The organism is Halorubrum sp. GN12_10-3_MGM (assembly GCF_005435235.1).
GTDB classification, from domain to species: Archaea; Halobacteriota; Halobacteria; order Halobacteriales; family Haloferacaceae; genus Halorubrum; species Halorubrum ezzemoulense.
Genome location: NZ_SGUB01000002.1, coordinates 171,784 through 196,834, shown reverse-complemented (window position 1 = coordinate 196,834; position 25,051 = coordinate 171,784). Strand labels below are relative to the sequence as shown.

The following is a 25,051-nucleotide window of genomic DNA, read 5'->3' as shown; positions in this document are numbered from 1 at the left end:
TCAATGCAAACACCGAAAGTGCTCGGCGGGATCGACTTCGGCCTCATGGACCCGGAGACGTACCGGGACATGTCCGCGACGAAGGTTATCACGGCCGACACGTACGACGACGACGGCTATCCGATCGACATGGGGCTGATGGACCCGCGACTGGGGGTCATCGACCCCGGCCTGGAGTGCCGGACCTGCGGCTCGCACTCCGGCTCCTGTAACGGCCACTTCGGCCACATCGAGCTGGCCGCGCCGGTCATCCACGTGGGCTTCACGAAGCTCATCCGGCGGCTGCTGCGCTCGACGTGCCGCGAGTGCGGTCGGCTCGCCCTGGACGACGCCCAGCGCGACGAGTTCCGCGACCGCTACGAGCGGGCGAAGGAGCTCGGCGACGACGAACACGACGTGCTGAAGGCCGCCGTCCGGCAGGCCCGCAAGGCGTCGACGTGCCCGTTCTGCGGCGAGCCGCAGGCGGACATCAAACACGAGAAGCCGACCACCTACTACGAGGTTCAGGACGTGCTCTCCGGAGACTACTCCGAGCGAATCGCGGCCGCGATGCAGCCCGATGAGGAGGAGGACGACCCGGGCACCTCGCCGCAGGAGCTCGCCGAGAAGACGGACATCGCCGTCGACCGGATCAACGAGATCATGGCCGGCGAGTTCCGCCCGCGCAAGGAGGACCGCCGCGCCATCGAGAAGGCGCTGGACGTCGACCTCACTGAGGAGGACATGAACAAGCTGATGCCCTCGGACATCCGCGACTGGTTCGAGGACATTCCGGACGAGGACCTCGAGGTCCTCGGCATCGACTCCGAGCACTCCCGCCCCGAGTGGATGATCCTGACAGTGCTCCCGGTCCCGCCGGTGACCACTCGTCCCTCGATCACGCTCGACAACGGCCAGCGCTCCGAGGACGACCTCACCCACAAGCTGGTCGACATCATCCGGATCAACCAGCGGTTCATGGAGAACCGCGAGGCCGGCGCTCCGCAGCTGATCATCGAGGACCTCTGGGAGCTGCTCCAGTACCACGTCACCACCTTCGTCGACAACGAGATCAGCGGGACGCCGCCGGCGCGACACCGCTCCGGCCGTCCCCTCAAGACCCTCAGTCAGCGGCTGAAGGGGAAGGAGGGCCGCTTCCGCGGCTCGCTCTCCGGAAAGCGCGTCAACTTCTCCGCCCGGACCGTCATCTCGCCGGACCCGACCCTCTCGCTGAACGAGGTCGGCGTTCCGGACCGGGTCGCCAAGGAGATGACCCAGACGCTCAATGTCACCGAGCGCAACGTCGAGGAGGCGCGGCAGTACGTACGCAACGGGCCCGAGGCCCACCCCGGCGCGAACTACGTGCGCCGTCCCGACGGCCGCCGGCTGAAGGTGACCGAGAAGAACTGCGAGGAGCTCGCCGAGAAGGTCGAGGCCGACTGGGAGGTGAACCGCCACCTCGTGGACGGCGACATCGTGATCTTCAACCGACAGCCGTCGCTCCACCGGATGTCCATCATGGCCCACGAGGTCGTGGTGATGCCGTACAAGACGTTCCGGCTCAACACTGTCGTCTGCCCGCCGTACAACGCCGACTTCGACGGCGACGAGATGAACATGCACGCGCTCCAAAACGAGGAGGCCCGCGCCGAGGCCCGCGTCCTCATGCGCGTCCAAGAGCAGATCCTCTCGCCCCGGTTCGGCGGGAACATCATCGGCGCGATCCAGGACCACATCTCCGGCACCTACCTGCTCACCCACTCGAACCCCGAGTTCACGGAGACGCAGGCGCTGGACCTGCTCCGCGCCACGCGCGTGGACGAACTGCCCGAGGCGGACGGCGTCGACGACGACGGCCGCGAGTTCTGGACCGGCCGGACGCTGTTCTCGGAGCTGCTCCCGGACGACCTCGACCTCTCCTTTACCTCCTCGGCCGGCGACAGCGTCGTCATCGAGGACGGACAGCTGATAGAGGGGACCATCGACGAGGACGCGGTCGGCGCGTTCGGCGGCGAGGTCGTCGACACGCTCACGAAGGAGTACGGCGAGACCCGCGCCCGCGTGTTCATCAACGAGATCGCGTCGCTGGCGATGCGCGCGATCATGAACTTCGGGTTCTCGATCGGGATCGACGACGAGTCGATCCCGCCGGAGGCCGAAGAGCAGGTCGACGAAGCGATCGAGAGCGCCTACGACCGCGTTCAGGAGCTCATCGCGACGTACGAGGCCGACGAGCTGGAGTCGCTGCCGGGCCGCGGCGTCGACGAGACGCTCGAGATGAAGATCATGCAGACGCTCGGGAAGGCCCGCGACTCGGCCGGGGAGATCGCCGACCAGCACTTCGGCGACGACAACCCGGCGGTCGTGATGGCGCGCTCGGGCGCCCGCGGTTCGATGCTGAACCTGACGCAGATGGCCGGGTCGGTCGGCCAGCAGGCGGTCCGCGGCGAGCGGATCAACCGCGGCTACGAGGACCGGACGCTCTCGCACTACCGACCGAACGACCTCTCCTCTGAGGCGCACGGCTTCGTGGAAAACTCCTACCGCGGCGGGCTCACCCCGCAGGAGTTCTTCTTCCACGCGATGGGCGGCCGCGAGGGGCTCGTCGACACGGCGGTCCGGACCTCCAAGTCCGGTTACCTCCAGCGTCGGCTCATCAACGCGCTCTCCGAGCTGGAGGCGCAGTACGACGGCACGGTCCGGGACACCTCGGGCCGGATCGTCCAGTTCGAGTTCGGCGAGGACGGCACCTCGCCCGTGAAGGTCTCCTCCGGCGAGGAGGACGGCATCGACGTCGACGGGATCGTCGACCGCGTGGTCGACGCGGAGTTCGCCTCCGACGAGGAGAAGGAGCGGTTCCTCGGCGAGCGCGAGCCGCCGACGAACCTCTCGGAGCACGCCGGGCCGGGGCTCAACAAGGCCGGCGGGCCGGGGGTGGAGTCCGATGACTGAGTACGACAACGTCACCGACGACATGGAGGCGGTCGTGGAGGCGACCGAGCTCCCGCGCCGACTCAGGACGAAGGTGTACGAGGCGATCGACCGGAAGGCCGAGGAGGCCGGCGAGGTCACCATCGAGCAGGCGACCGACATCGCCGAGGGCGTCGAGAACCGCTACGAGCAGACGCGGGTTGATCCCTTGGACCCTGTGGGCACTGTTTCTGCCCAATCGATTGGTGAACCCGGTACTCAGATGACAATGAATACTTTTCACTACGCTGGCGTCGCAGAAATCGACGTCACGCAGGGGCTCCCCCGACTCATCGAGCTGGTGGACGCCCGGAAGACGCCGGACACGCCGATGATGACGGTCCACCTCGACGGGGAGTACGCGACGGACCGCGAGAAGGCCCACGAGGTCGTCTGGTCGATCGAGGCGACGCGCATCCTCGCGCTCGGCGACGTATCGACCAACGTCGCGGACATGCTGGTCCGGATCGACTTAAACGACGACACCCTCTTGGAGCGGTGGCCCACCCACTCCGACCCGACGGAGATCGCGGGGATCATCGCCGAGACGATCGAGGACGCGTTAGGCGTCGACGCCCGGCAGGCCGGCACCGTGATCGAGTTCGGCCCCAACGAGCCGAGCTACCGCGAGCTGCTCCAGCTCGTCGAGCGGCTCCGGGAGATCGTGTTCAAGGGAATCGAGGAGATCGAACGCGTCGTCATCCGGAAAGAGGAGATCGACGGCGACGAGGAGTTCGTCCTCTACACCGAGGGGTCGGCGTTCGGCGACACCCTCGACATCGAGGGCGTCGACGCCTCGCGGACGACGTGTAACAACATCCACGAGATCTACCGCAACCTCGGCGTCGAGGCGGCCCGCGAGACGATCATCGACGAGACGAAGAACACGCTCGAAGAGCAGGGGCTCGACGACGTGAACGTCCGCCACCTCATGCTCGTCGCCGACATCATGACGAACAACGGCGAGATCGAGTCCATCGGCCGGCACGGCATCTCCGGCAACAAGGACTCGGTGCTCGCGCGCGCGGCGTTCGAGGTGACGGTGAACCACCTGCTCGACGCCGCGATCCACGGCGAGTACGACGACCTCGACGGGGTCATCGAGAACGTCATCGCCGGCAAGCCCATCTCGATGGGGACCGGCGACGTCGACCTCCGGATGGGGTCGCGCGTCGTGAGCGACGACTAATGCGCGTCGAGCTCTCCGACGAGGCGCGGCGCTACATCGGTCGGTTCGACGAGCTGACCGGCGTCACGCCGACCGACTGCCTCGTGGAGGGCGACCGGCTCGTGTTCGTGGTACCCGCGGGCGAGATGGCGGCCGCGATCGGGCAGGCCGGCGAGACCGTCACGGAGGCGGAGCGGCGGCTCGACAAGTCGATCGAACTAGTCGAGGACGCCGACACCGCCGAGGCGTTCGTCGCGAGCACGCTCGCGCCGGCGGCCGTCAACGCGGTCACCATCTCGGAGCAGAACGACCGCGTGGCGTACGTCGAGGTTCCGGAGGCGGACCGCGGCGTCGCCATCGGCGCGGAGGGTGCGAACATCGAGACCGCCCGCCGGCTCGCCGAGCGTCACTACGATGTCGACGACGTACAGCTGACCTGAGGGGAGCGACGCTCCGCCGGTCGTCCGGGGTCCCCCGGTTCGCGCGCCGAAGGCGCCCGAACCCGCGCACTCTTCCGCCGGCTTCGACCGGAGAACGAACGCGTCTCTTGGCGGCTTATCGCCTCAACGTTGTTTTGCGCCCGTCGTTCCGCCGCGAAACGCCCTCAGATTCCCCGAGCGGTACCTCTCGACGGATCTGAGGGCGTTTCGCGGCGGCGAAAGACGACGCTTAAGTAGCTCCGTTCGGAAGTAGACGTACGATGGCGAACGGCAAGTACGCGGCCCGTAAGCTCAAAAAGGACCGGCAGAAGCGACGCTGGTCCGACTCCGAGTACGCTCGGCGCGAGCGCGGGCTCAAGACGAAGTCCGACCCCCTGGAGGGTGCCCCGCAGGCGCGCGGCATCGTCCTCGAAAAGGTCGGCATCGAGGCAAAGCAGCCGAACTCGGCGATCCGAAAGTGCGTCCGGGTTCAGCTCATCAAAAACGGGAAGCAGGTCACCGCGTTCTGCCCCGGTGACGGCGCGATCTCGTTCATCGACGAGCACGACGAGGTCACGATCGCCGGGATCGGCGGCGCGAAGGGTCGCGCGATGGGCGACCTCTCCGGCGTCAACTACAAAGTCGAGAAGGTCAACGGCGTGTCGATGATCGAACTGGTTCGCGGCAACGCGGAGAAGCCGGTCAGATGAGCGGCGAGGAAACCGAGGCGCCGTCCGAGGAGGACGTCGCCGCCGAGGAGCCGGACCCGGACGCGCCCGCGTCGAGCGAGGCCGCCAACGAGAACGCCAAGCTGTTCGGCGTCTGGGACGTCACCGAGATCGCCTACGAGGATCCCTCGACGAAGCGGTACATGACGGTGACGCCCATCGCACACACGATGGGCCGCCACGCGTCGAAGCAGTTCAAGAAGTCGGAGATCTCCCTGGTCGAGCGGCTGATCAACCGCCTGATGCAGACCGAGGAGAACACCGGGAAGAAACAGCAGGCGACGCGGATCGTCCGCGACGCCTTCGACATCGTTCACGACCGGACCGAGGAGAACCCGGTCCAGATCCTCGTGAGCGCCGTCGAGAACGCCGCGCCCCGCGAGGAGACCGTCCGCCTGAAGTACGGCGGCATCTCTGTCCCGAAGGCGGTCGACGTCGCGCCCCAGCGCCGCGTCGATCAGGCGTTGCTCTTCATCTCCGACGCCGTCGCGAGCGCGACGTACAAGTCGACGACCGCCGCCGCCGAGGCGCTCGCGAACGAACTCGTCGCCGCCGCCGACTACGACGTCGAGGGCTCCTACTCCATCTCGCAGAAGGAGGAGCGCGAACGCGTCGCCGCCGCGGCCCGCTGACGCCGCCGGCGTTTTCTACATCTCTTTCCGACCGCCCACCGACGGGTCCGCCTCGATCTCGCCGCGTCGGGCGCGTCGCCGCCGCTGGTGAGGAGCGAAAAAAGAAAGTCGGGTTCGGCCGCGCGGTCGCGGCGTCAGTCGTCGGCCGGCGTCGCGCCGGAGCCGCCGTCGGCGTGCTGCTGTTTGACCCACGAGAGCTTGCCGCCGGCCGCGAGGATGTCGCGCTCGCGCTCGGAGGCGTCGAGGTCGGCGGTGAACTCCCACTCGCCGTTGACGCTCACGGTGAACTCCTCCTGCCCGGAGCGGACGCCCGCGGGCACGTCGTCGACGATTTCGAGGTCGTCGCCCTGGTCGATCTCCTCGTACGTCTCCTCGTCGATCGCCAGCGGGACGATCCCGAAGTTGAACAGGTTCGCCTTGTGGATGCGGGCGAAGCTCTGCGCGAAGACGGCCTCGATGCCGAGGTACATCGGACAGAGCGCGGCGTGTTCGCGCGAGGAGCCCTGGCCGTAGTTCTCGCCGGCCACGAGGACGCCGCCGTCGGCGTCGAGCGCGCGGTCGGCGAACGTGTCGTCGACGCGCGAGAGCGTGAACTCGGAGAGCTTCTCGATGTTCGAGCGGAACTTCAGGATGTCCGCCGTCGCCGGGATGATGTGGTCGGTGGTGATGTTGTCCTCCATCTTGAGGAGGGCCTCGCCGCCGTCCACGTCGATGTCGTCCTTCAGCGGCACGTCGCCGATGTTCGGACCCTTGACGAGCCCGTCGTCGATCGCCTCGTCGGGCGAGATGATGTCGGAGTCGTCCTCTCCCATGCCGGGGCCGTACTTCGTACCCATTTCGAGACCGGGCGCTTCGAGGTCGCCGAGCTCGTCCGCGAGGTCACGCGGGTCGACGATCTCGCCGGTGATGGCCGCCGCGGTGGCGACCTCGGGCGAGCAGAGGAAGACGGAGTCGTCCTCGATGCCCGAGCGGCCCTCGAAGTTGCGGTTGAAGGTGCGCAGCGAGACGGAGTCGGAGGCGGGCACGTGACCGATGCCGATACACGCGCCGCAGGTCGCCTCGGAGAAGTTGACGCCGGCCGCCATCATCTCCGCGGTCCAGCCCTCGCGTGCCAGCATCTCGGAGGCCTGCTTCGAGCCGGGCGCGACGATCATCTCGGTCTGCTTGGCGACCTCGCGGTCCTCCAGCATCTTCGCGCTGGGGAGGATGTCCTCGTAGGCGCCGTTGGTACAGGAGCCGACGATGACCTGCTCGACGTCGGTGCCCTCGTACTCGCTGACGGGGGCGACGTTGTCGGGCATCGAGGGGGCGGCCACGAGCGGCTCGAGCTCGGTCAGGTCGACCTCGATCGTCTCCGCGTACTCCGCGTCCTCGTCGGGCTGGAGGTCGACGAACTCGTCCTCGCGGTCCTGGCGCGCGAGCCAGTCCTTCGTCTTCTCGTCGGTCGCGAAGATCGAGGAGGTGGCGCCGAGCTCGGTGCCGAGGTTCGTGATCGTGGTGCGCTCGGGGATCGTGAGCTTCTCGGCGCCGGGGCCGGTGTACTCGAAGATCTTGCCGACGCCGCCCTTGACGGTCAGCTCGCCGAGCAGGTGGAGCGCGATGTCCTTCGCGGTCGCCCACTCGGGGAGCTCGCCCTCGAGGTGGACGTTGACGACCTCCGGCATCTCGACGTAGTAGGGGCCGCCGCCCATCGCGACGGCGATGTCGAGCCCGCCGGCGCCGATCGCGAGCTGGCCGAGCCCGCCGGGGGTCGGCGTGTGCGAGTCGGAGCCGAGCAGCGTCTTGCCGGGCGCCGCGAAGTTCTCCTTGTGGACTTGGTGGCAGATACCGTTGCCGGGCCGCGAGAAGTACGCGCCGTACGTGCCGGCCGCGGAGCGGAGGAAGCGGTGGTCGTCAGTGTTCTTGAAGTCGAACTGGTACGTCTGGTGGTCACAGTACTGCGCGGCCAGCTCCGTCTGGACCTCGTCCATTTCGAGGGCCTCGAACTGGAGCCACACCATCGTCCCCGTGGTGTCCTGCGTCAGCACTTGGTCTATCTCGATGCCGATCTCCTCGCCGGGCGTCAGCTCGCCCTCGACGAGATGCTCATCGAGGATCTTCTCTGTAATCGTTTGTCCCATATCATCCGCAGTTGGCTCTCCCGTGGATATAAAACCCGCGAGTTTCCCGAAGATCGACCGTGTTAGATCGTCCGATGCGGCAACGTTCGCTGTGAACTCACAGTGGTACCATACACCGTGAAATACGTAGCCGTGCCGAGTATTTTAGGTCATTAAACGCCTGAAACGGCCGAAAACCACCGTCTCCGCGCCTCCGGCGAGAGCTGCCGCTTTCCGCGCGAGCGACCCGCGGCGCGGTCGACACCGTTTAGGCTCGGCCGCGGTTCCGGACGCGCATGTTCGATTCGGGAGCCGCGGTCGCGGCGGCGCTCTCCGCGGCCGGCGCCGACCTCGACGACGCGCAGCGACAGCCGAACGGCGTCGACCTCACCGTCGACGCGCTGTTCGAACAGGCGGAACCGGGCCGGCTCGGGCGCGACTGGAAGCGCGTGGGCGAGCGCCGGGAGCTGGAGCCGCGGGGCGACTGTTACCGGCTCGAACGCGGGAGCTACGTCGTCCGGTACGGCGAGCCGGTGCGGATCCCGGACGAGCGGATCGGCTTCGTCCTCCCGCGCTCGACGCTGCTGCGGAACGCCTGTACCCTCGACACCGCGGTGTGGGACGCGGGCTACGAGGGGGTCGGCGAGGGGCGCCTCGACGTGGGACACCCGATCGAGATCGAGCCGGGCGCGCGGATCGCGCAGCTGGTGCTCGCAGAGGCCGACCACGACGGGACGTACGACGGCGCGTACCAGCAAGAGAACCTCTGAAACGATCGGTTGGCGCCCGTCGGCCACATCCACCGCCGCGCGCGAGTGCGACGCCGCTGGGCGCACCGGTCGGTGACGAGCGCTTCCATCACTACCACGCCGTTGTCGCAAACGGACGGAACACCCGTAGCTCGGGAGTCAAAGGAACGAACGGCACGCCCGTGCCGGGAAAAGGTGGCACGAGCGTGTCGTTCAGTAGGTCCCCGCTGACGCTTCGGCCCTCCAAGCGAAGCGTCACCTGAAACAAGCGGAGGTAGATACTTAAGCGTGCCGGGGGCGGCAGCGTTATCGTATTAGCTAGCGGCAAGATGTTCACAACACGTGACCAACAGGAACCGAAACAGCCCGACTGCGGTCCGGTCCCGTCGACTCGGCGGCGGACTCTCTCCCGCTACTGGCGGGCGGGGTGGTCGGCGCGGAGCCGCGTCTGTCCTTCGCCGAGGAGTCGCTCGCGGAGCGTCTCACCCGGCGGCTCGGCGTCGGCCGGGGGGACGAGCCCGCGCTCGCGGAGCTCCGGGACGACGAGGTCGACGAAGTCGACGAGCGAGTCCGGGCGGACGACCTCCTTGACGTTGAACCCGTGGACGCCGACCTCTTCGTGCCAGCGCTGGAGCTCGTCGGCGATCACCTCCGGGGTGCCGACGATCTTCGGCGAGGTGGTGCCGAGCCCGCAGAACTCCGCAACTTCGCGGACCGTCCACTCGCGGTCCGGCTGCGCCTTCGTGAACGCGTTCATCGTCCCTTGGATCGCGTCCGTCTCGATGTGTTCGACCTTCTGGTCGGGGTCGAGTTCGGATAGGTCCATGTCGAGGAAGCCGGACAGCAGCGCGAGCGTCGCCTCGACGTCGACGTGCCGCTTGTACTCCGCGTGCTTCGCCTCCGCGAGCGCCTGCGTCTCGCCGACGATCGGCACCACGCCGATGAAAAAGCGGAGGCTCTCGGGGTCGCGCCCGGCGTCGGCCGCGCGCGATTTCACGTCCGACATGTACTCGACGACGCCCTCCTCGGTCGGCTGGCTGGCGAAGACGGCCTCGGCGTTGCGCCCGGCGAACGACCGGCCGTAGTCGGAGGAGCCGGCCTGGTAGACGACGGGGGTGCGCTGAGGCGACGGCTCGCAGCCGTGCGGCCCCGGCACAGAGAAGTGATCGCCCTCGTAACCGATCGCGTGGACCTTCTCCGGGTCGCTGTACCGCCCGGCCTCGCGGTCGGCCTCGACCGCGTCGTCTTCCCACGACTCCTCCCACAGCTCGTAGCAGACGTCGAGGAACTCGTCGGCGCGGTCGTAGCGCGTCTCCTTGTCCATCCGATCGTCGAGGCCGAGGTTCGCCGCGGCCGACTCCAGGTACGAGGTGACGACGTTGATCGCCACCCGGCCGTCGGTGAGGTGATCGAGCGTCGAGAACTCCCGCGCCAGCTGGTAGGGGTGGGTGTACGTCGTCGAGCGCGTCACCGCGAAGCCGAGGTCGTCCGTGACCTCCGCCATCGCGGGCACGACCAGCTGCGGGTCGTTCGCTGGCGTCTGGACCGCCCGCTCGACGGCCGTCTCGCGGTCGTCGCCGTACACGTCGTAGATTCCGCGCACGTCGGCGAAGAACACCGCGTCGAAGCCGCCGCGCTCGGCGGTGCGCGCGACCTCGGTCCAGTACTCGCGGTCGGCGTAGTCCGCCGACCGGTCGCCGGGGTACCGCCACGACCCGGGCGAGACGTGCTCCACCGAGGTCATGGTGAAGAGGTTGAGGTGTAGGTGATCGGACACGGACCACCGTACGCGTTCCGGGGTAATACGGCCACAGGAAGTGGCGTCACTTGTCGCGGTCGCGGACGCCTCGCGACGGAGACGCGCGGAGCGACCGCCGACCGGACGCCGACCCGCGGGCCCTACGCGGAGACCGACTCCGGCGAGGAGACGTACGCGGCGAAGTCGGAGGTGGTGATGATGCCGATGGGGGTCCTCCCGTCGACGACCGGGACGTGGTGGAACCCGCGTTCCAGCATCGTCGCGGCGACCGCCGACACGTCGTCTTGCGCGCCGGTGGTGATCGGGTCGCGCGTCATGTACCGCTCGACGGTCGTCTCGGCTTTCGGTTGGCTCTTGGCGACGATGTCGACGAAGTCCGTCGAGGTGAGGATCCCGACGAGGTCGCCGTCGTCGTCGACGACCAGCACGGAGCTGATGTCGTTTTCGAGCAGCACCGCGGCCGCGTCCTCGACCAACGTGTCCGGCGTCACCGTGTGGAGGTCCGTCGACATCAGTCGCGCGACGAAGACGTCTTCGATCTCGTCCATACCCGAGAGACCCGCCCTCGCCGTATAAGCGTTCTCACAGATACCGTGAGAGCCCGGACTGACGGCGCGGGCCGTCCCCCTCGGGAGCCGCGACCCACGCCGTCCGCTCGTCGCGGAGGCCGTCGCGCTCGGCCGCCGGCGGGTCGGCCGCCTCGAACGCGGGACACCCGCCTCCGCACTCGCGGCCGGGGTCGACGACGCGGTCGAAGTGCGCGCAGCGCGGTCGCCCGTCGGCGGTCGCCTCGCCGTGCGCGCACGCCGGCGGCTCGGGGCGCCACCCCTTCCCGTAGGCGCGCTCGGCGACCCGCCGCCGCTTGCGGGCCTTCGCCTCGGGGCCGACGAGCGCCACGTCCGTGCGGGAGGGCCGCTCGTCGCGGATCTCGACGCCCGGCGCCGCCGGGTCGAGCGGCGTCGGCTCGCGGACGACCTCGCGCTCGCCCGTCTCCGGGTCGAACCGCCAGACGCCGACCGCGTCCGGGATCCGGTTGAGGTGCGCGCGGGTGACGTACGAGGCGGTGGCGAGGACCACCTCGTCGAAGAGTCCGAGCGCGGCGTCGTACCGGAGCTGCGCCTCCAGGTCGCCCGGCGTCCCGAGGTCGGGCTTGTTCTCGACGGCGACGAGCTCGCCCACCCAGTCGTCCGGGTAGCGCGCGGTCGCGCGGACGACCTCCCGGCCGTTCCGCCGCTCGCGTTCGAGGTAGCCGACCTCGACCGCGCGGTCGACGACGGCTGCGGCCCGGTCCGGCGGGAGGTCGAAGGCGTCGGCGACGGGGACGGCCTCGCCCGGGCCGACCGCGGCCTCGACGGCCGGACCGGGGATCCGCTCGGCGCTGATCGCGGCGCGGTCGTCGAAGCCGGGTCCCGGCGACAGCAGACAGACATCGACGATGCGCGCGCCGGGCGTCTCGACGCCCGCCCCGAGCTGGCGGGCGACGACCCGGTCAGGCGATTCGAGCGCGGCGCACAACGCCAGCTCGAACCGGTACTCCATACCGCGAACAGGGCGGCCTCGGGCTAAAACGCGTCGCCGCCCTCTCGCCGTGAGCCGCCGCTGTCGCGGTCGCGTCACCGCGAGTCGTCACCCACGCGGTCGCGTCCCGCCGACCGCGGTCCGGTCGTCCGAAACCGGTATTCCCCGCGGGACCCTACGGCGACCATGCGCCGGGTCACCCGGAACCTCCTCATCGCCATCGTTCTCGTCGTCGTTGCGCTGCTCGCGCTCGGCGCGCTCCCGAGCTACCTCGGGAGCGGCGACCCCTACTACCTCACCGTCGAACCGATCGAGACGAACGGCACCGCCGCCGACGTGAACAACGTCTCCGACCGCCGGTACCCGTACCTGATCGGTGCGATAGAGAGCCCTGACGGGCGCTCCGACGGCTACCAGGCCGGGCCGTACGGGATGAAGGAGTGGTTCACCCACACCCCGTTCGACGAGGTCGACGCGCTCACCCAACAGGTGCCGAACGCCTCGACCGAGACCGGCGTGCGGGTGCGCCGCGGCGGCGAGGTGTACCACGCCGAGGTGGTCCGCCCGTGACGGACGAAGACGGGGCGCCCGGCGCGGACGAGGGACCCGCCGGCGCCGACGCGCCGGCCGCCGACCTCCGCGAGCTCCCCGCGTTCTCCGACGGGCGCAACCACTCGCTGCCGGGCGAGCCCGAGTGGCCGGTGGAGGAGGTCGTCGTCGAGTACGACGAGGGGTGGTTCGTCGGCGGTTACGACCGCGTCGAGCAGCCCGACGGCACGGAGAAGAAGTACTACTGGGCGGAGCTGTCGCCCGCGACGGTGATCGTCGCGGTCGCCGACGACCGGGTGCTGTTCGTCGAGCAGTACCGGCCCACCGTGCGGAACACGCAGCTGGAGCTCCCGGCCGGAATCGTCGAGTCCGGCGAGTCCTACACCGAGGCCGGTGCGCGCGAACTCGCCGAGGAGACCGGCTTTGCGCCGTCCTCGACGTCGCTGCTCCAGGAGGTGTGGTGTTCGACGGGCGTGTTGCGCCACAAGCGCGGCTACGTGTTCGCCGAGGGGTTGGAGCCGGTCGACGTCGACCACGACAGCAACGAGTTCCTCGCGCCGCGAGCGGTCCCGGTCGACGAGGCGCTGGACATCGCCCGGGAGCCCCCGACGAACGACGCGACGCTCGAAGGGCTCCTGCTCGCCGAGCGCGAGGGGCTGTTGTAGGCGACCCCTCCGGGCGTCCGCCGGCGACCGGACAGAACCCGACACGCGTCCAGTTCACGGGGCCAACGCGGAGGTATTAATCGCTGCGGCCCCTCAATAGACGTATGAGCCACGCATCGGAGCAGTCGGTGTTGCTGTCGGACGACCCCCCGCTCGACCTCCGCCTCTCGGACGACGAACTTGCGGCGACCCGCGAGCGCATCGTCTCGTTCATCCGCGACGTCGTCGACGACGCGGGCGCCGAGGGGGCGGTCCTCGGCCTCTCGGGCGGTATCGACTCGACGCTCACCGCCCACCTCGCGGTCGAGGCGCTCGGCGAGGACGGCCTCCACGGCCTCACGATGCCCTCGGCGGTGAACGACGCGGACGTGATGAGCGACGCGGAGCGCGTCGCCCACGACCTCGGCGTCGAGTACGACGTGATCGAGATCCAGCCGATCGCGGAGGCCTTCTTCGACGCGGTCCCGGAGGCCGCGACGGACCAGATGGCGGCCGGGAACGTCTACGTCCGCACCCGCGCCGTGTTGAACTACTTCGTCGCTAACGCCGAGAACCGGGTCGTCCTCGGCACCGGGAACCGCGCCGAGGCGATGACCGGCTACTACACGAAGTACGGCGACCAGGCGGTCGACTGTAATCCCATCGGCAACCTCTACAAACAGCAGGTGCGCCAGCTGGCCGCCCACGTCGGCGTCCCCCGCGACCTCGTGATGCAGGAGCCGACCGCGGGGATGTGGGAGGGCCAGACCGACGCCGAGGAGATGGGGCTCGACTACGACACCGTCGACGCCATCCTCGCGGTCCACGTCGACGGCGGACTCTCGCGGTCGGCGACGGTCAGCGAACTCGACGTGCCCGAAGAGGCCGTCGACCGCGTGGTCGACCTCCACGAGCGCAGCGCCCACAAGCGGGCGATGCCCCCGGCGCCCGCCCGCGAACTGTAACGCCCGCGTCGCGCCCCTCAGAACTCCCGCACCGCTTCGAGCACGTCGTGCGCGGAGCCGTCGTCGATGGCCTCGCGGGCGGCGTCGAGGCCCTCCTCGATGGAGTCGGCGTCGCCGCCGGCGTAGATCCGAAGCGCGGCGTTGACCGCGACCGCGTCCGCGAAGGCGCCGTCTCGCTCGCCCGCCAGCACCTCCTCGGTGATCGCGGCGGAGTCGGTCGCGACGTCGTCGACCGCGAGGTCGTCTTCCTCGAGGTCCATCCCGTACTCCGCGGTCTCGATCTCGAAGTCGTCGAAGGACGCGCCCTCGCTGCCCTCGCCGTCGTCGCCCGACGCGTCCCACTCGGCGACCTTGGTGTAGCCGGGGCGTATGTCGTCGTACCCCTCCATGCCCTGGAACATCAGGACGCGGTCGAGGTCGTGGAACTCGCTTTCGACGAACGTGTCGACCACCTTCTTCGCGAACGCGAGGTGGTAGAAGGAGCCGAGGTGGACGGACGCGCCGGCGGGGTTCGCCAGCGTCTCGACGGTGTTGACGAACGACCGGACGCCCATCTGGTCGCGCCGGTCGAACAGGTCGTCGATGGCGGGGTTGAACGCGGGCTGGTAGTAGAAGCCGAAGCCGGTCTCGTCGACCATGTCGGCTGAGTCGGCGGGGGTCAGCTCCGTGTGGACGCCGAGCTCGTCGAGGACGTGTTTGTACGCGTCCTGCTTCTGCGTGGGCACGCGGTCGCCCGAGTGGACGACGACGGGAGTGCCCGCGGCGGCCGCGACCGCGCCCGCCGCGACGCCGAGGATCGCCGTCCGTCCCTTCCCGTCGTAGTTCGCGCCGCAGTCGACGGGGTCGGCGTCGGGTTCGGCGTACTCGACGCGGTCGCACATCACGTCGACGTACGCGCCGAGCTCCTCGGCCGTGTTCCGCTTCCAGCGGTTCGAGAGCCAGAACGCCCCGAGCGTCGTCGGGTCGGGCTCGCCTGCGAGGATGCGCTCGAACGCCTCGGTCGCCTGCGCGCGCGTCAGGTCGTCGGCCGACTTGTGGCCGGAGCCGCAGACCTCGGTCATCAGCCGCTTGAGGGGCCAGTCGCCGAACTCCTGAGTCGCCTGAGCCATACGCTCCGTTAGGCTTCTCGCACGAAAAGTCCCCCGTTCGACTCCCGCACCGCGGGAACGAGAGGGACCGCCTCCGCCCTCCGACTCGACGCGGCAACACCGCGCGCGAGCGATGAGCCGGGACGGCGCGACCGCTCTCGCCCGATCTGTGGTACTCACCCACACAGTACAAATGAACGAATGTCTTGTTCTGTAAGGATATATGTGAATAAACGCTAAACTTGCTCTGTAAGTGTGCCGTATCAGAGTCAAAATAGCGTTAGAGTTATATGCTTGTCCAGATAGTTAGCGATCGTACCCGATGACGTCCAAATCCGTCGCCACCGCGCTCACGCTGTATCGGTCCCGCACGCTGACGCTCGAACAGGCCGCGACCGTCGGCGGCTGCTCGACGGCGCAGTTGGAGAAGAGCGCCCGGGCGTTCGCGCCGACGCCCGGCGAGGCCCCCGCCGACGACTGAATCACCGTCGCGACGCCCGGCGAGGCCCCCCGCCGACGACCGACGCTCCACCCCGACCGACGCTCCGCCCCGAACGTGGTGTCGCCCTGACGATCGGCGCCCTCCGAAACCCGTACGTACACTCCGCCCCAAGCGTTTCCAATGAGTTTGGACGCCGACTGGCGGGCCGACCTCGACGCGGTCGACGCGGCCCTCATCGACGAGTACCAGAGCGGCTTCCCCGTCGAACGCCGTCCGTTCGAGCGGGTCGCCCGCGAGATCGCGGCCGAGACGGGCGTCGCGGTCGACGCCGACGACCTCCTCGACCGCGTCCGCGACCTCCGCGAGCGCGGCGTGTTCCGCCGGTTCGGCGCGGTCCTCAACCCGCCGGTCATCGGCTCGTCGACGCTCGCGGCGGTGCGCGCGCCGGACGACCGGTTCGACGAGGTCGCCGAGGTGATCAACGGGTACCGGCAGGTGAACCACAACTACCGCCGCGACCACGAGTGGAACCAGTGGTTCGTCGTCACCGCGGGCTCCCGCGAGAAGCGCGACGAGATCCTCGCGGAGATCGAGGAGCGAACCGGCTGCGAGGTGCTGGCGCTCCCGATGCTCACGGACTACTACATCGACCTTGAGTTCCCCGTAGTCAACGCCGACCGGTTCGCGCGGGAGTCGCTCGACCACACCGACGTCTCCGCCACCCGCATCTCCGAGGACGCGCGCGGCGACCTGAGCCCGCTCGAAGCGGACCTCCTCTTGGCGATCCAGGACGGCTTCCCGCTGTCCGTGACCCCCTACGCCGACGTGGCGAACGAGATCGACGCGCCCGTCGACGACGTGCTCGCGGCGGTCGAGCGCCTCCTCGCTGACGGCTGTATCAAGCGGATCGGTTGCGTCGTCAACCACGTCGTCACCGGCTTCACGAACAACTGTATGGTGGTCTGGGACGTGCCGGACGAGGAACTCGACGAGCGCGGCGAGGCGGTCGGCAGCCTCCCGTACGTCACGCTCTGTTACCACCGCCCGCGTCGCCCCGACCAGGAGTGGGAGTACAACCTGTTCACGATGATCCACGGTCGGGAGGCGGAGGCGGTCGACGCGAAGATCGACGAGCTGGCGACCGACCACCTCCCGTTCGACCACGAGCGACTCTACTCGACCGAGACGCTGAAACAGACCGGCGCGCGCTACGAGGACCTCGTCGCGGACGACGCGTAACGCAGGAAAAAATCTCCGCGGCTCAGTCGTCGCCGAGGGCGGCCGTCCGCTCCTCTGCCGCCGAGTCGGCGGCGGCGAACTCATCGGCGCCGAGGCGGTCGAGCGCGTCCGCGCCCGCGACCGCGATGACGACGAAGCCGACCTTCGAGACGATGTCGAGGTAGACGAACACGAGCATCTCCGTCGCGGATGTCAGCAGGCCGAAGCCGGTGGGCGCGAGCAGCCACACGACCGGGTACAGCGTCCACAGCACCACGGTGATGTTCCGCAGCGTGCCGAAGACGGCGCGGACCCGGTCGCCCTCCGCCGATGCCGACCGCGGGAGCGCGACGAGCAGCCCGTAGACGAGCGCGAGGTACGCGGCTCCGCCGACGGCGAAGGCGGCCCACGACACCGCTCCGCCGGTGGCGGCGGCGGTGACCCCGCCGGCGATGACCACCACGTCGACGCCGATCAGCCCGGTGAGCACCCGTCGGGACGGGCGGGCGAGCAGCCCGAGGTAGAGGAGTATGAGCGGCGTGGTCACGAGCCAGTCGACGTACCGGACGACCTCCAGCTCGCCGGCCGCCGTCGACAGCGTGCCGACGCCGAGCGCCATCGCGAGGTACGCGAGCGCCGCGACGCCGGTGACGCCGGCGAGGGTCCCGTAGTAGACGCCGTGCGACTCGTCGGTCGCCGACGATCCGGAGAGCCACGCCCACAGCGGGGGAACCGTTCCGGCGCCCATCGCGAGCGCGCCGATCCACGCCCAGACGGTGGTGTCGACGAGCATCTCAGTTCACCCCCTCCCCGGCGGGCGCGTCGTCGCCCCCGCCGCGCGAGAAGTCAAACTCGCTCCCGTCGCCGTCGCCTCCCCCGTCGGGGACGGCGGTGGCGCCGTCGGCCGCCGCGCCGCGGCTCGTCCCGTCGCCCGCGGCGCCGAGACCGTCGCCGGCCGCGAACTCGAAGTCGTCGACCGCGTCGCGCAGCGCGAGCGCCCGGTCGGATAGCGACCCGGCCGCGGTCTCGACCGCCCCGAGGGTCCGCTCCTGCTCGTCGACCGCACCGGTGACGTCGCCGGCCGCGCTGGCCGTCTGCGCGCTGATCGCGGAGACGTCCTCGACGTGGCCGACCACCGCGTCGACGGAGTCGGCCTGCGTCTCCGTCGTCCGGGTGATCTCGGTCATGCTCGCGTCGGTGCGCTCGGAGGCCTCCGCGAGGCGTTCGAGGGCGTCGATCGAGGTCTCGACCGTGTCGACGCCGGCCGAGATCCGCTGTTCCGTGCGCGCCATCGCGTCGGCGCCCGTCTCCGCGCGCTCCTGGACGGAGCGGATCCGGGCCTCGATCTCGCTCGCCGACTCCTGGGTCTCCTCGGCCAGCGCCTTCACCTCCTCGGCGACGACCGCGAAGCCGGCGCCGTCGGCCCCGGAGCGGGCCGCCTCGATGGAGGCGTTCAGCGCGAGCAGGTTCGTCTGCTCGGCGATCTCCGAGATGGTGTCGACCACCTCGCCGATCTCCTCGACCTCCGCGGCGAGCGCCTCGACCTCCGCGGTCGTCTCCGCGGTCGTCTCCTCGACCGCGTCCATCTCCGCGAGCGCCTCCTCGGCGGCCTCGCGACCCTCGTCGCCGACCTCCGCCGCGTGTTCCGCGGTCTCCGCCACGTCGGTGACGGTGGAGGCGACCTCCTCGGCCGAGGACGCGAGGTTCTCGGCCTCGTCGGTCGCCGCCCGCAGGTCGTCGCGCTGGGTGCGCGCGCCCTCGGCGATCTCCTCGACCGCCTCGCTCACGGTCCCTGTCGTCGCCCGCAGGTCCTCCGTGCGGTCGTCGACGGTCCCGGCCACGTCGGCGGTGTCCTCGGCGACGGTCGCGACGGACGCGACCGTCCCCTCCAGCTCGTCGGCCATCTCGTTGAACGCGGCGCCCACCCGCGCCATCGCCTCGTTGTCGCTCTCGGGGTCGACCCGGCGCGTCAGGTCGCCGTCGGCGAGCGCGCGCATGGCGGACTCGTACTCGGTCGCCTTGTGTTCGACCGTCTCGGCGCGCGTGTCGGCCTCCCGTCGCGCTCGTTCCGCCTCCTCGCGGGCCGCTTCGGCGTCGGAGATCTCCGAGCGCAGCGAACCGCGCATCTCGTCGAACGCGTGGAACAGCCGCCCGATCTCGTCGGTTCGCCCGGTGTCGAGCCGCACGTCGAGCTCTCCCTCGGCCATCCGCTCGGCCTTGTCAGTCAGTTGCCGCAGGGAGATGACCGTGTTCGAGCCGACGGTGACGCCGATGAGCGCGAGCCCGATCACCGTCAACAGCGTCATCCCGACCAGTCCGGAGCGCACTTCGGCGCCCGCGGCGCCGGTCCCCTCCGCGCGTAGATAGACGATGACTCCGTACGAAACTGAGACCGCCATGACCCCGATCAGCGACAGAGCGAGCTTCGCACCGTAGCTCGATCGGACGCCCGAGGCCGATCCCTCTTGCATGTATACCGAACGGCAGAGATCCTATCGTCATAATAACTCCTCCCCGAATATTACCAGTGATACTCTGCTCGCGGTCGACTCGGGCGGTACCGGCGGCTCGGCGAGCAGAAAGCGAGCACGTGCGCGAGGCCGCCGGGCCTGACACCCCGATCCGCCGGGACCGGTACGTTGAGGGCGTCGCCGCCCGCACGGACGCGCATGGTGACCGCCTTCGACAGACTCGGATACGGGACGTACAAGCTGGCCGCCGGCGAGGAGTGCGCGGCCGGCGTCGCCCACGCGATCGAGACCGGCTACCGCCACGTCGACACCGCCCAGGGGTACGACAACGAGGCCTCGGTCGGCGACGGGATCGACCGGAGCGACCGCGACCGCGAGGACCTGTTCGTCGCGACGAAGCTCTCGACGGACAACCTCTCGTACGACGACGCGGTCGAGACCGCCCGCGCCAGCCGCGACCGGCTCGGTGTCGACTCGATCGACCTGCTGTACGTCCACTGGCCGATCAACACCTACGAGCCCGCGGAGACGCTGCCCGCGCTCGACGACCTCGTCGACGACGGGGTGATAGATCGGATCGGGCTCTCGAACTTCGAGCCCGACGAACTCGACGAGGCGCTCGACCGCCTCGACCACGACGTGTTCGCCCACCAGGTGGAGTGTCACCCCCTGCTTCAACAGGAGCGGCTCCGCGAGTACGCCGTCGAACACGACCACTGGCTCGTCGCCTACTCGCCGATCGCGCGCAACCGCGTCGCCGAGGTCGACGCCCTCCGAGAGATAGCCGCGGCCCACGACGCGACCCCGGCCCAGGTGAGCCTCGCGTGGCTGCTCTCGAAGGAGCGCGTCGCGCCGATCCCGAAGGCGGCCGACTTCGGCCACGTCGAGGACAACTGGGCGGCCCGCGAGATCGACCTGACGGACGAGGAACTCGCCCGGATCAACGCGCTCGACCGCCGCGAGCGGATCGTCGACTTCGAGGAGGCGTCGTGGAACCGAGACCGATCTCCGTAACGCTCAATACCGGTATTGTGGCCTCATAGTCGGTTTAACGAGGATTCGGATCGAACCCCCGCCCGTGCCGGACCCGAACTCGCGGACCGACGCCGGCCCTCCCGCCGGCGGCTCCCCGAGCGGCGACTCGGACGCGGACGGCGAGTCCGGTCTCCGCGACCGTCCCGCCCTCCTCGCGGCGACGCCCGGGACGGACGCGGTGCTCGATCAGCTCCGGACGCTCGCGGTCCTCGCTGGCCTTCTCGTCCTCCTCGTGACGCTGATCGCCGTCGAGCTGCTCGTTCGCATCTGAGCCCGCCGGCCGACCGAAACTGAACGCGAGACCCGCCCGATCCGGCACTCGACCCGTCCTCTCCGTCGGTTTCACTTCCGCTTTCGGGCGCGTTTTTAAAAGGCGCGGGCGAGACAGGTCCGGTATGGGCCAGTCCACGTTCGATGACGACGACCTGTTCGGCGAGGCGGCCGCGGAGACCCGCGCGGAGGTCGAAGAGCACCTCGCCGCGGCGCGCGAGGAACTCCCGGACCCGGACGCGGTGTGGGAGACGGACGCGGACAACGTCCTCGGCGCGCTCAACGGACTGAAATCCGCGCTCGACGCCGGCGACGCCGTCGACAGCGTCCGCTCGGCGAAGAAGGCGTACGTCCTCGGCGAGCGCGCCGACGCCTTCGAGGACGCCGCCGACCTGAAAGCGGAGATCGAGGAGCTCGAATCGCTCGTCGGCGACATCGAGAGCGCCGCCGACGAGGTCGCCTCCCTCACCGGCACCGTCCCCGCGATCCGCGGGGCGCTTCAGGACGCGGCGGACGAGGAGTAACCCTCCGCTCCGGCCGCGCCCTACGTCGACTTCCGGTCAGCGACCGCTTCCGCCAGCGCCGCGAGCGCCGCGCTCGCGCGGTCGAGCAGGACCGCGCCCCGCTCGGCGTCGCCCTCCCGCGGGTCGCCGACGACGCCGTTGTCGGTGAACTCGGCAGAGTCGTGCGCGAGGTTCACCCCAGACACCCACTCGCCCCACCGGTCGGCGGCGCCCGCGCTCGCATCGTCGACCCGCTCCTCGCGGACCAAGTCCGGATTCGTCGCGCGCAGCAGCGCCGTCTCCAGCGGGCCAGCGTGACCCATGTCGCTCGCGTGGTCGCCGACCGACTCGAACCACGTGAACGCCACCCCGTACCCCGCGTGGGCGTCGTCGCGCGAGAAGCGGCGGGCGACCTCCGCCAGCGCCTCGACGTTCCCCCCGTGCCCGTTGACGAACACGACGCGGTCGACCCCGTGCGAGACCAGCGACTCCGCGGACTCCCGGACGTACGCCCGGAACGTCTCCGGGGAAACCCACATCGTCCCGTCGAAGGCGCGGTGCTCCTCCGCGACGCCGACCGGGATCGGCGGCGCGACCGCGACCTCCCCGCGGTCCGCTCCCGGCTCGCCGCCCGACCCCTCGTCGTCCGTTCCCGTCTCCTCGTAGGCGTCCGCGCTCGCCTCCGCGACCGCGACGGCGTTCAGCGCGTCGGTGCCGAGCGGGGCGTGCGGCCCATGCTGTTCCGTGCTGCCGACCGGGAGGAACGCGACGTCGACGTCGGCGTCGCGAACGTCGGTCCACGTGACCTCGCTGAGGCGCATACCGACGCCTCGGTGGCCGGCGTCGTATAGCCGGCGGTCATCGCCGATGCCGAGTGGCCACCGCCGGCGTCTGGTGGTCGCCGCGGCGCAGGGGCGGTCGACCGCTCGCGAGACATGGGCGCTCGCCCCGCGGCCGCTCCCGGGGTATTATGACGCTTCCCGCGGATCGCGGCTCCATGAGCGGTGACAACGCGGATCACAATACGGGGGCACACGACTCGGCTCCGGCCGTGACGTTCGGCCCGCTGAAGCGGGCGCTCCGCGAACACCGCTATCCGGTGACCGCGGCGGAGCTGATAGAGCAGTGCGGCGCCGCGACGTTGGAGACGCCGGCGAGGACGGCGCGGCTCGACGGGCTGCTCGAAGGGCGCGAGGAGACGCAGTTTCGGGATCCGTCGGAGGTCCGCGAGGCCGTTCTCGATGCGCTCGGGCACGCCGACGCGTCCCCGGAGGCGGCCGCCGACGAGTGGACGCGGCTTCCGCGGTGACTCTTCGGTCGAGCCCCGCCCCGTTCCGCTCGGCGCGCGGCCCCGATCAGTCGTCGTCGGTATCGGCCTCTTCGACTATCCGCGCCGTGCGCTCCTGCGCGCGGTCGATGAACTCCTGCGGGAGCTCGTCGATCTCGCCCGCCTGAACGCCCCAGAGGTGCGCGTACAGCCCGTCGTTGTCGAGCAGCTCGTCGTGCGTCCCCCGCTCGGCGATCTGCCCGCCCTCCAACACGAGGATCGTGTCTGCGTCCTTGATCGTCGAGAGCCGGTGGGCGATCGCGAACGTCGTCCGCTCCTCGGTGAGCCGGTCGAGCGAGCGCTGGATCAGCATCTCCGTCTCCGTGTCGACGTCCGAGGTCGCCTCGTCGAGGATGAGGATGTCCGGGTCCTTGAGCACCGCCCGCGCGATGGTGACGCGCTGGCGCTGCCCGCCGGAGAGCTTCACGCCGCGCTCGCCGACCATGGTGTCGTAGCCGTCGGGGAGGTTCTGGATGAACTCGTGCGCCTCGGCGGCCTCGGCGGCCTCGCGGACCTCCTCGTCGGTGGCGTCGAAGGTACCGTAGGTGATGTTCTCGCGGACCGTCCCGTAGAACAGGTACGAGGACTGCCCGACGTAGCCGATCGAGCGACGGAGCGACTTGAGCGTCACGTCGCGGACGTCCTGTCCGTCGATCTCGATCGACCCCTCGTCGACGTCGTACATCCGGAGGAGCAGCTTGAGCACGGTCGACTTCCCCGCGCCGGTCGGGCCGACCAGCGCGAGCGTCTCGCCGCCCTCGACGGCGAAGTCGACGTCCTCGACGATCGTCTCGTCGTCGTAGCCGAAGGAGACGTCGCCGTACACCACGTCGCCGTCGCCGACCGTCAGGTCCTCCGCGCCCGGGTCCTCGGCGAGCCGCGACGGCTCGTCCATCAGCCCGAAGATCCGCGCGGAGGAGGCGCGGGCGCGCTGGTACATGTTGATGATCTGCCCGAACTGCGCCATCGGCCAGATGAACCGCTGGGTGTAGAGGATGAAGACGACGAACATCCCCACCGAGAGCTCGCCGGTGAACGGTCCCGGCGGCGTCTCCTGGAACACCCAGAGGCCGCCGATGATGAACGTCACCACGAAGCCGACCCCGGCGAGCACGCGGAGCCCCGGGAAGAACTTGATCCGGGTCGTGATCGCGTCCCAGTTGGCGTCGAAGTAGTCCATCGACACGTCGTCGACGCGGTCGGACTCGTACGGCTCCGTGTTCGACGACTTGATCACCTGGATGCCGCCGAGGTTGTTCTCCAGCCGGGAGTTCATCTTCCCGACCGACGAGCGGACCTCGGCGTACTTCGGCTGGATGATCCTGATGAACAGGTAGGTGAACCCGCCGATGATCGGCACCGGCAGCAGCGCGACTAAGGCGAGCTGCCAGTTGATCCAGAAGAGGAGGACGCCGATGCCGACGACCATCACCGACAGGCGGAACAGGGAGTTCATCCCGTCGTTGAGGAACCGTTCGAGCCGGTTCACGTCGTTCGAGAGGATCGACATCATCTCCCCGGTCTGCTTGTCGGAGAAGAACTCCATGTTGAGCCGCTGCATCTTGTCGTAGGTGTCCGTCCGGACGTCGTGCTGGATGTTCTGGGCGAAGGCGTTGAACCCCCAGTTCCGGATCCAGTGGAACCCGGCCCCGATCCCGAACGCGCCCCCGATGACGGCGATGGTGAACCAGAACTGCGCGGTCTGTCCCGTCGGCAGCCACGCGTCGGGGAGGACGACGAGCGGGATCTGCTCGCTGAACAGGGCGTCCTCGTAGAACACGGCGTCGATGGCGATCCCGAGCATCAGCGGCGGGAGCAGGTCGAGCAGCCGCGCGAAGACGCTCGCGAACACCCCAACGGTCACCTGCGGGACGTAGTCGCGGCCGTACTCGACGAACAGCCGCTTCATCGGATTCTCTATCTTGTCCCGCTGCTCCTCGAAGGGATCGTCGTCCTCCCATTCGACGCCACTCATCACGAGTTCGTATCAGGTAGGCGGGCAAATAGGTTTCCTTCGAACCGAAATACGTCGGCAGAAAACGCCGGTAACACCCGTTCGATCGGGTGATCTCTCCCGGAACCACCGCGGTCACCGGCGTCGGCGCAGCGGTCGACCCGACGGTCAGTCCGGCGCGCGCGGCGACCTCGGTCACGCCGACCGCGCGCCGGGCTCAGAGCTCGCGCCGCTCGACGGCGGTGTCGATCCCGGCCTCGTCGAGGTCGTCGCGCACACGTCGCCGGAGCGGGTCCGGCACCCCGTCCCGCGGGACCGGCGTCGCCGTTCCCTCCTCGTCTTCGTCGGTCGGGACGGACCAGTAGAGGACGTGGCCCGTCTCGGCGTAAAACTCCACCGCGTACCGGTCCCGGCCCCCCTCGTAGTGGACGCGGGCGGCCGCGCCCTCCGCGCGCCACCCCTCCTGTCTGACCAAGGCGGCGATCGGCTCTCGCATGGTCGCTCTCGGGCGGCCGGACTCATGTGGGTGTCGACCGATCGGCCGCCCGCCCGATCCGGCGCCCT

The 25,051-nt window shown here is 69.5% G+C and carries 25 protein-coding genes; 15 read left to right on the top strand and 10 right to left on the bottom strand.

Annotated features, from left to right (window positions below; all coding sequences use genetic code 11):
• Positions 1–3: 3 nt before the first annotated feature.
• The 5 genes from EXE47_RS02605 (at position 4) to EXE47_RS02585 (ending at position 5,896) form a co-directional block, all read left to right on the top strand.
• On the top strand, positions 4–2,931 hold the full coding sequence (locus tag EXE47_RS02605; RefSeq protein WP_049932201.1) for a DNA-directed RNA polymerase subunit A': 2,928 nt from the start codon (positions 4–6) through the stop codon (positions 2,929–2,931).
• Entirely contained in the window at positions 2,924–4,138 is a 1,215-nt protein-coding gene (gene rpoA2, locus EXE47_RS02600; RefSeq protein WP_049932202.1) for a DNA-directed RNA polymerase subunit A'', read from the top strand. The genes EXE47_RS02605 and rpoA2 overlap by 8 nt, the downstream gene beginning before the upstream one ends.
• Complete coding sequence (locus EXE47_RS02595) at positions 4,138–4,557, top strand: NusA-like transcription termination signal-binding factor (protein ID WP_049932204.1); 420 nt, start codon at positions 4,138–4,140, stop codon at positions 4,555–4,557. The genes rpoA2 and EXE47_RS02595 overlap by 1 nt, the downstream gene beginning before the upstream one ends.
• Before the next feature lie 260 nt (positions 4,558–4,817).
• Complete coding sequence (locus tag EXE47_RS02590) at positions 4,818–5,246, top strand: 30S ribosomal protein S12 (protein WP_006111505.1); 429 nt, start codon at positions 4,818–4,820, stop codon at positions 5,244–5,246.
• Entirely contained in the window at positions 5,243–5,896 is a 654-nt protein-coding gene (locus EXE47_RS02585) for a 30S ribosomal protein S7 (protein WP_049932207.1), read from the top strand. Before EXE47_RS02590 ends, EXE47_RS02585 begins: the two co-directional genes overlap by 4 nt.
• 134 nt (positions 5,897–6,030) lie before the next feature.
• Here EXE47_RS02585 and EXE47_RS02580 read toward each other — a convergent pair whose 3' ends face one another.
• Positions 6,031–8,016 (bottom strand): aconitate hydratase, encoded by a 1,986-nt coding sequence (locus EXE47_RS02580; RefSeq protein ID WP_049932208.1) that lies wholly within the window; start codon positions 8,014–8,016, stop codon positions 6,031–6,033.
• Positions 8,017–8,291: 275 nt separating this feature from the next.
• Between EXE47_RS02580 and EXE47_RS02575 the strand changes: the two genes are divergently transcribed.
• On the top strand, positions 8,292–8,765 hold the full coding sequence (locus EXE47_RS02575) for a deoxyuridine 5'-triphosphate nucleotidohydrolase (protein WP_089308679.1): 474 nt from the start codon (positions 8,292–8,294) through the stop codon (positions 8,763–8,765).
• Between the two features lie 391 nt (positions 8,766–9,156).
• On the opposite strand, the gene EXE47_RS02570 is transcribed toward EXE47_RS02575, so the two are convergent.
• The 3 genes from EXE47_RS02570 to EXE47_RS02560 form a co-directional block, all read right to left on the bottom strand.
• Positions 9,157–10,521 carry an LLM class flavin-dependent oxidoreductase gene (locus tag EXE47_RS02570; protein WP_089308678.1) on the bottom strand — a complete coding sequence of 455 codons (1,365 nt, stop codon included), beginning with the start codon at positions 10,519–10,521 and terminating at the stop codon, positions 9,157–9,159.
• A gap of 122 nt (positions 10,522–10,643) precedes the next feature.
• Positions 10,644–11,051 (bottom strand): cyclic nucleotide-binding/CBS domain-containing protein, encoded by a 408-nt coding sequence (locus EXE47_RS02565; RefSeq protein ID WP_049932217.1) that lies wholly within the window; start codon positions 11,049–11,051, stop codon positions 10,644–10,646.
• Positions 11,052–11,085: 34 nt separating this feature from the next.
• A complete protein-coding gene (locus tag EXE47_RS02560) occupies positions 11,086–12,042 on the bottom strand; it encodes a DUF5787 family protein (RefSeq protein ID WP_049932219.1) in 957 nt (318 codons plus the stop codon).
• A gap of 165 nt (positions 12,043–12,207) precedes the next feature.
• Between EXE47_RS02560 and EXE47_RS02555 the strand changes: the two genes are divergently transcribed.
• The 3 genes from EXE47_RS02555 to EXE47_RS02545 all read left to right on the top strand — a co-directional run bounded on the left by EXE47_RS02555 (position 12,208) and on the right by EXE47_RS02545 (position 14,179).
• A complete protein-coding gene (locus EXE47_RS02555; protein WP_049932220.1) occupies positions 12,208–12,591 on the top strand; it encodes a hypothetical protein in 384 nt (127 codons plus the stop codon).
• Positions 12,588–13,235 carry an NUDIX hydrolase gene (locus EXE47_RS02550; protein ID WP_089308677.1) on the top strand — a complete coding sequence of 216 codons (648 nt, stop codon included), beginning with the start codon at positions 12,588–12,590 and terminating at the stop codon, positions 13,233–13,235. The genes EXE47_RS02555 and EXE47_RS02550 overlap by 4 nt, the downstream gene beginning before the upstream one ends.
• A gap of 104 nt (positions 13,236–13,339) precedes the next feature.
• The gene (locus EXE47_RS02545; RefSeq protein ID WP_049932225.1) at positions 13,340–14,179 is read left to right on the top strand and encodes an NAD+ synthase; all 840 of its coding nucleotides are present in this window, start codon (positions 13,340–13,342) and stop codon (positions 14,177–14,179) included.
• A gap of 17 nt (positions 14,180–14,196) precedes the next feature.
• Here the strand turns inward: EXE47_RS02545 and EXE47_RS02540 are convergent, their stop codons facing one another.
• A complete protein-coding gene (locus EXE47_RS02540) occupies positions 14,197–15,288 on the bottom strand; it encodes an anthranilate phosphoribosyltransferase (protein ID WP_089308676.1) in 1,092 nt (363 codons plus the stop codon).
• A gap of 301 nt (positions 15,289–15,589) precedes the next feature.
• On the opposite strand from EXE47_RS02540, the gene EXE47_RS18630 reads away from it, so the two are divergent.
• Together EXE47_RS18630 and EXE47_RS02535 are read left to right on the top strand one after the other, a co-directional pair.
• Positions 15,590–15,748 (top strand): hypothetical protein, encoded by a 159-nt coding sequence (locus EXE47_RS18630; protein ID WP_167373093.1) that lies wholly within the window; start codon positions 15,590–15,592, stop codon positions 15,746–15,748.
• Between the two features lie 141 nt (positions 15,749–15,889).
• Positions 15,890–16,948, top strand: a complete 1,059-nt coding sequence (locus EXE47_RS02535) for an Lrp/AsnC family transcriptional regulator (protein WP_137707980.1) — start codon at positions 15,890–15,892, stop codon at positions 16,946–16,948.
• Between the two features lie 22 nt (positions 16,949–16,970).
• On the opposite strand, the gene EXE47_RS02530 is transcribed toward EXE47_RS02535, so the two are convergent.
• Both EXE47_RS02530 and EXE47_RS02525 read right to left on the bottom strand, forming a co-directional pair.
• Complete coding sequence (locus tag EXE47_RS02530) at positions 16,971–17,720, bottom strand: bacteriorhodopsin (RefSeq protein ID WP_086215295.1); 750 nt, start codon at positions 17,718–17,720, stop codon at positions 16,971–16,973.
• A 1-nt stretch (position 17,721) separates the two neighbouring features.
• On the bottom strand, positions 17,722–19,398 hold the full coding sequence (locus EXE47_RS02525) for a methyl-accepting chemotaxis protein (protein WP_089308674.1): 1,677 nt from the start codon (positions 19,396–19,398) through the stop codon (positions 17,722–17,724).
• Positions 19,399–19,596: 198 nt separating this feature from the next.
• On the opposite strand from EXE47_RS02525, the gene EXE47_RS02520 reads away from it, so the two are divergent.
• The 3 genes from EXE47_RS02520 (at position 19,597) to EXE47_RS02510 (ending at position 21,227) form a co-directional block, all read left to right on the top strand.
• On the top strand, positions 19,597–20,412 hold the full coding sequence (locus tag EXE47_RS02520; RefSeq protein ID WP_089308673.1) for an aldo/keto reductase: 816 nt from the start codon (positions 19,597–19,599) through the stop codon (positions 20,410–20,412).
• Positions 20,413–20,476: 64 nt separating this feature from the next.
• Entirely contained in the window at positions 20,477–20,704 is a 228-nt protein-coding gene (locus EXE47_RS02515) for a hypothetical protein (RefSeq protein WP_089308672.1), read from the top strand.
• Between the two features lie 124 nt (positions 20,705–20,828).
• Positions 20,829–21,227 (top strand): DUF5790 family protein, encoded by a 399-nt coding sequence (locus EXE47_RS02510; protein WP_089308671.1) that lies wholly within the window; start codon positions 20,829–20,831, stop codon positions 21,225–21,227.
• A 20-nt stretch (positions 21,228–21,247) separates the two neighbouring features.
• Here EXE47_RS02510 and EXE47_RS02505 read toward each other — a convergent pair whose 3' ends face one another.
• Positions 21,248–22,027, bottom strand: a complete 780-nt coding sequence (locus EXE47_RS02505; protein ID WP_086215299.1) for a creatininase family protein — start codon at positions 22,025–22,027, stop codon at positions 21,248–21,250.
• A gap of 176 nt (positions 22,028–22,203) precedes the next feature.
• Here EXE47_RS02505 and EXE47_RS02500 point away from each other — a divergent pair, with 176 nt between their 5' ends.
• Positions 22,204–22,515 (top strand): hypothetical protein, encoded by a 312-nt coding sequence (locus EXE47_RS02500; RefSeq protein ID WP_137707979.1) that lies wholly within the window; start codon positions 22,204–22,206, stop codon positions 22,513–22,515.
• Between the two features lie 46 nt (positions 22,516–22,561).
• On the opposite strand, the gene EXE47_RS02495 is transcribed toward EXE47_RS02500, so the two are convergent.
• Together EXE47_RS02495 and EXE47_RS02490 are read right to left on the bottom strand one after the other, a co-directional pair.
• A complete protein-coding gene (locus EXE47_RS02495) occupies positions 22,562–24,508 on the bottom strand; it encodes an ABC transporter ATP-binding protein (RefSeq protein ID WP_089308668.1) in 1,947 nt (648 codons plus the stop codon).
• A 196-nt stretch (positions 24,509–24,704) separates the two neighbouring features.
• Positions 24,705–24,983 carry a hypothetical protein gene (locus tag EXE47_RS02490; protein WP_049932243.1) on the bottom strand — a complete coding sequence of 93 codons (279 nt, stop codon included), beginning with the start codon at positions 24,981–24,983 and terminating at the stop codon, positions 24,705–24,707.
• Positions 24,984–25,051 lie beyond the last annotated feature (68 nt).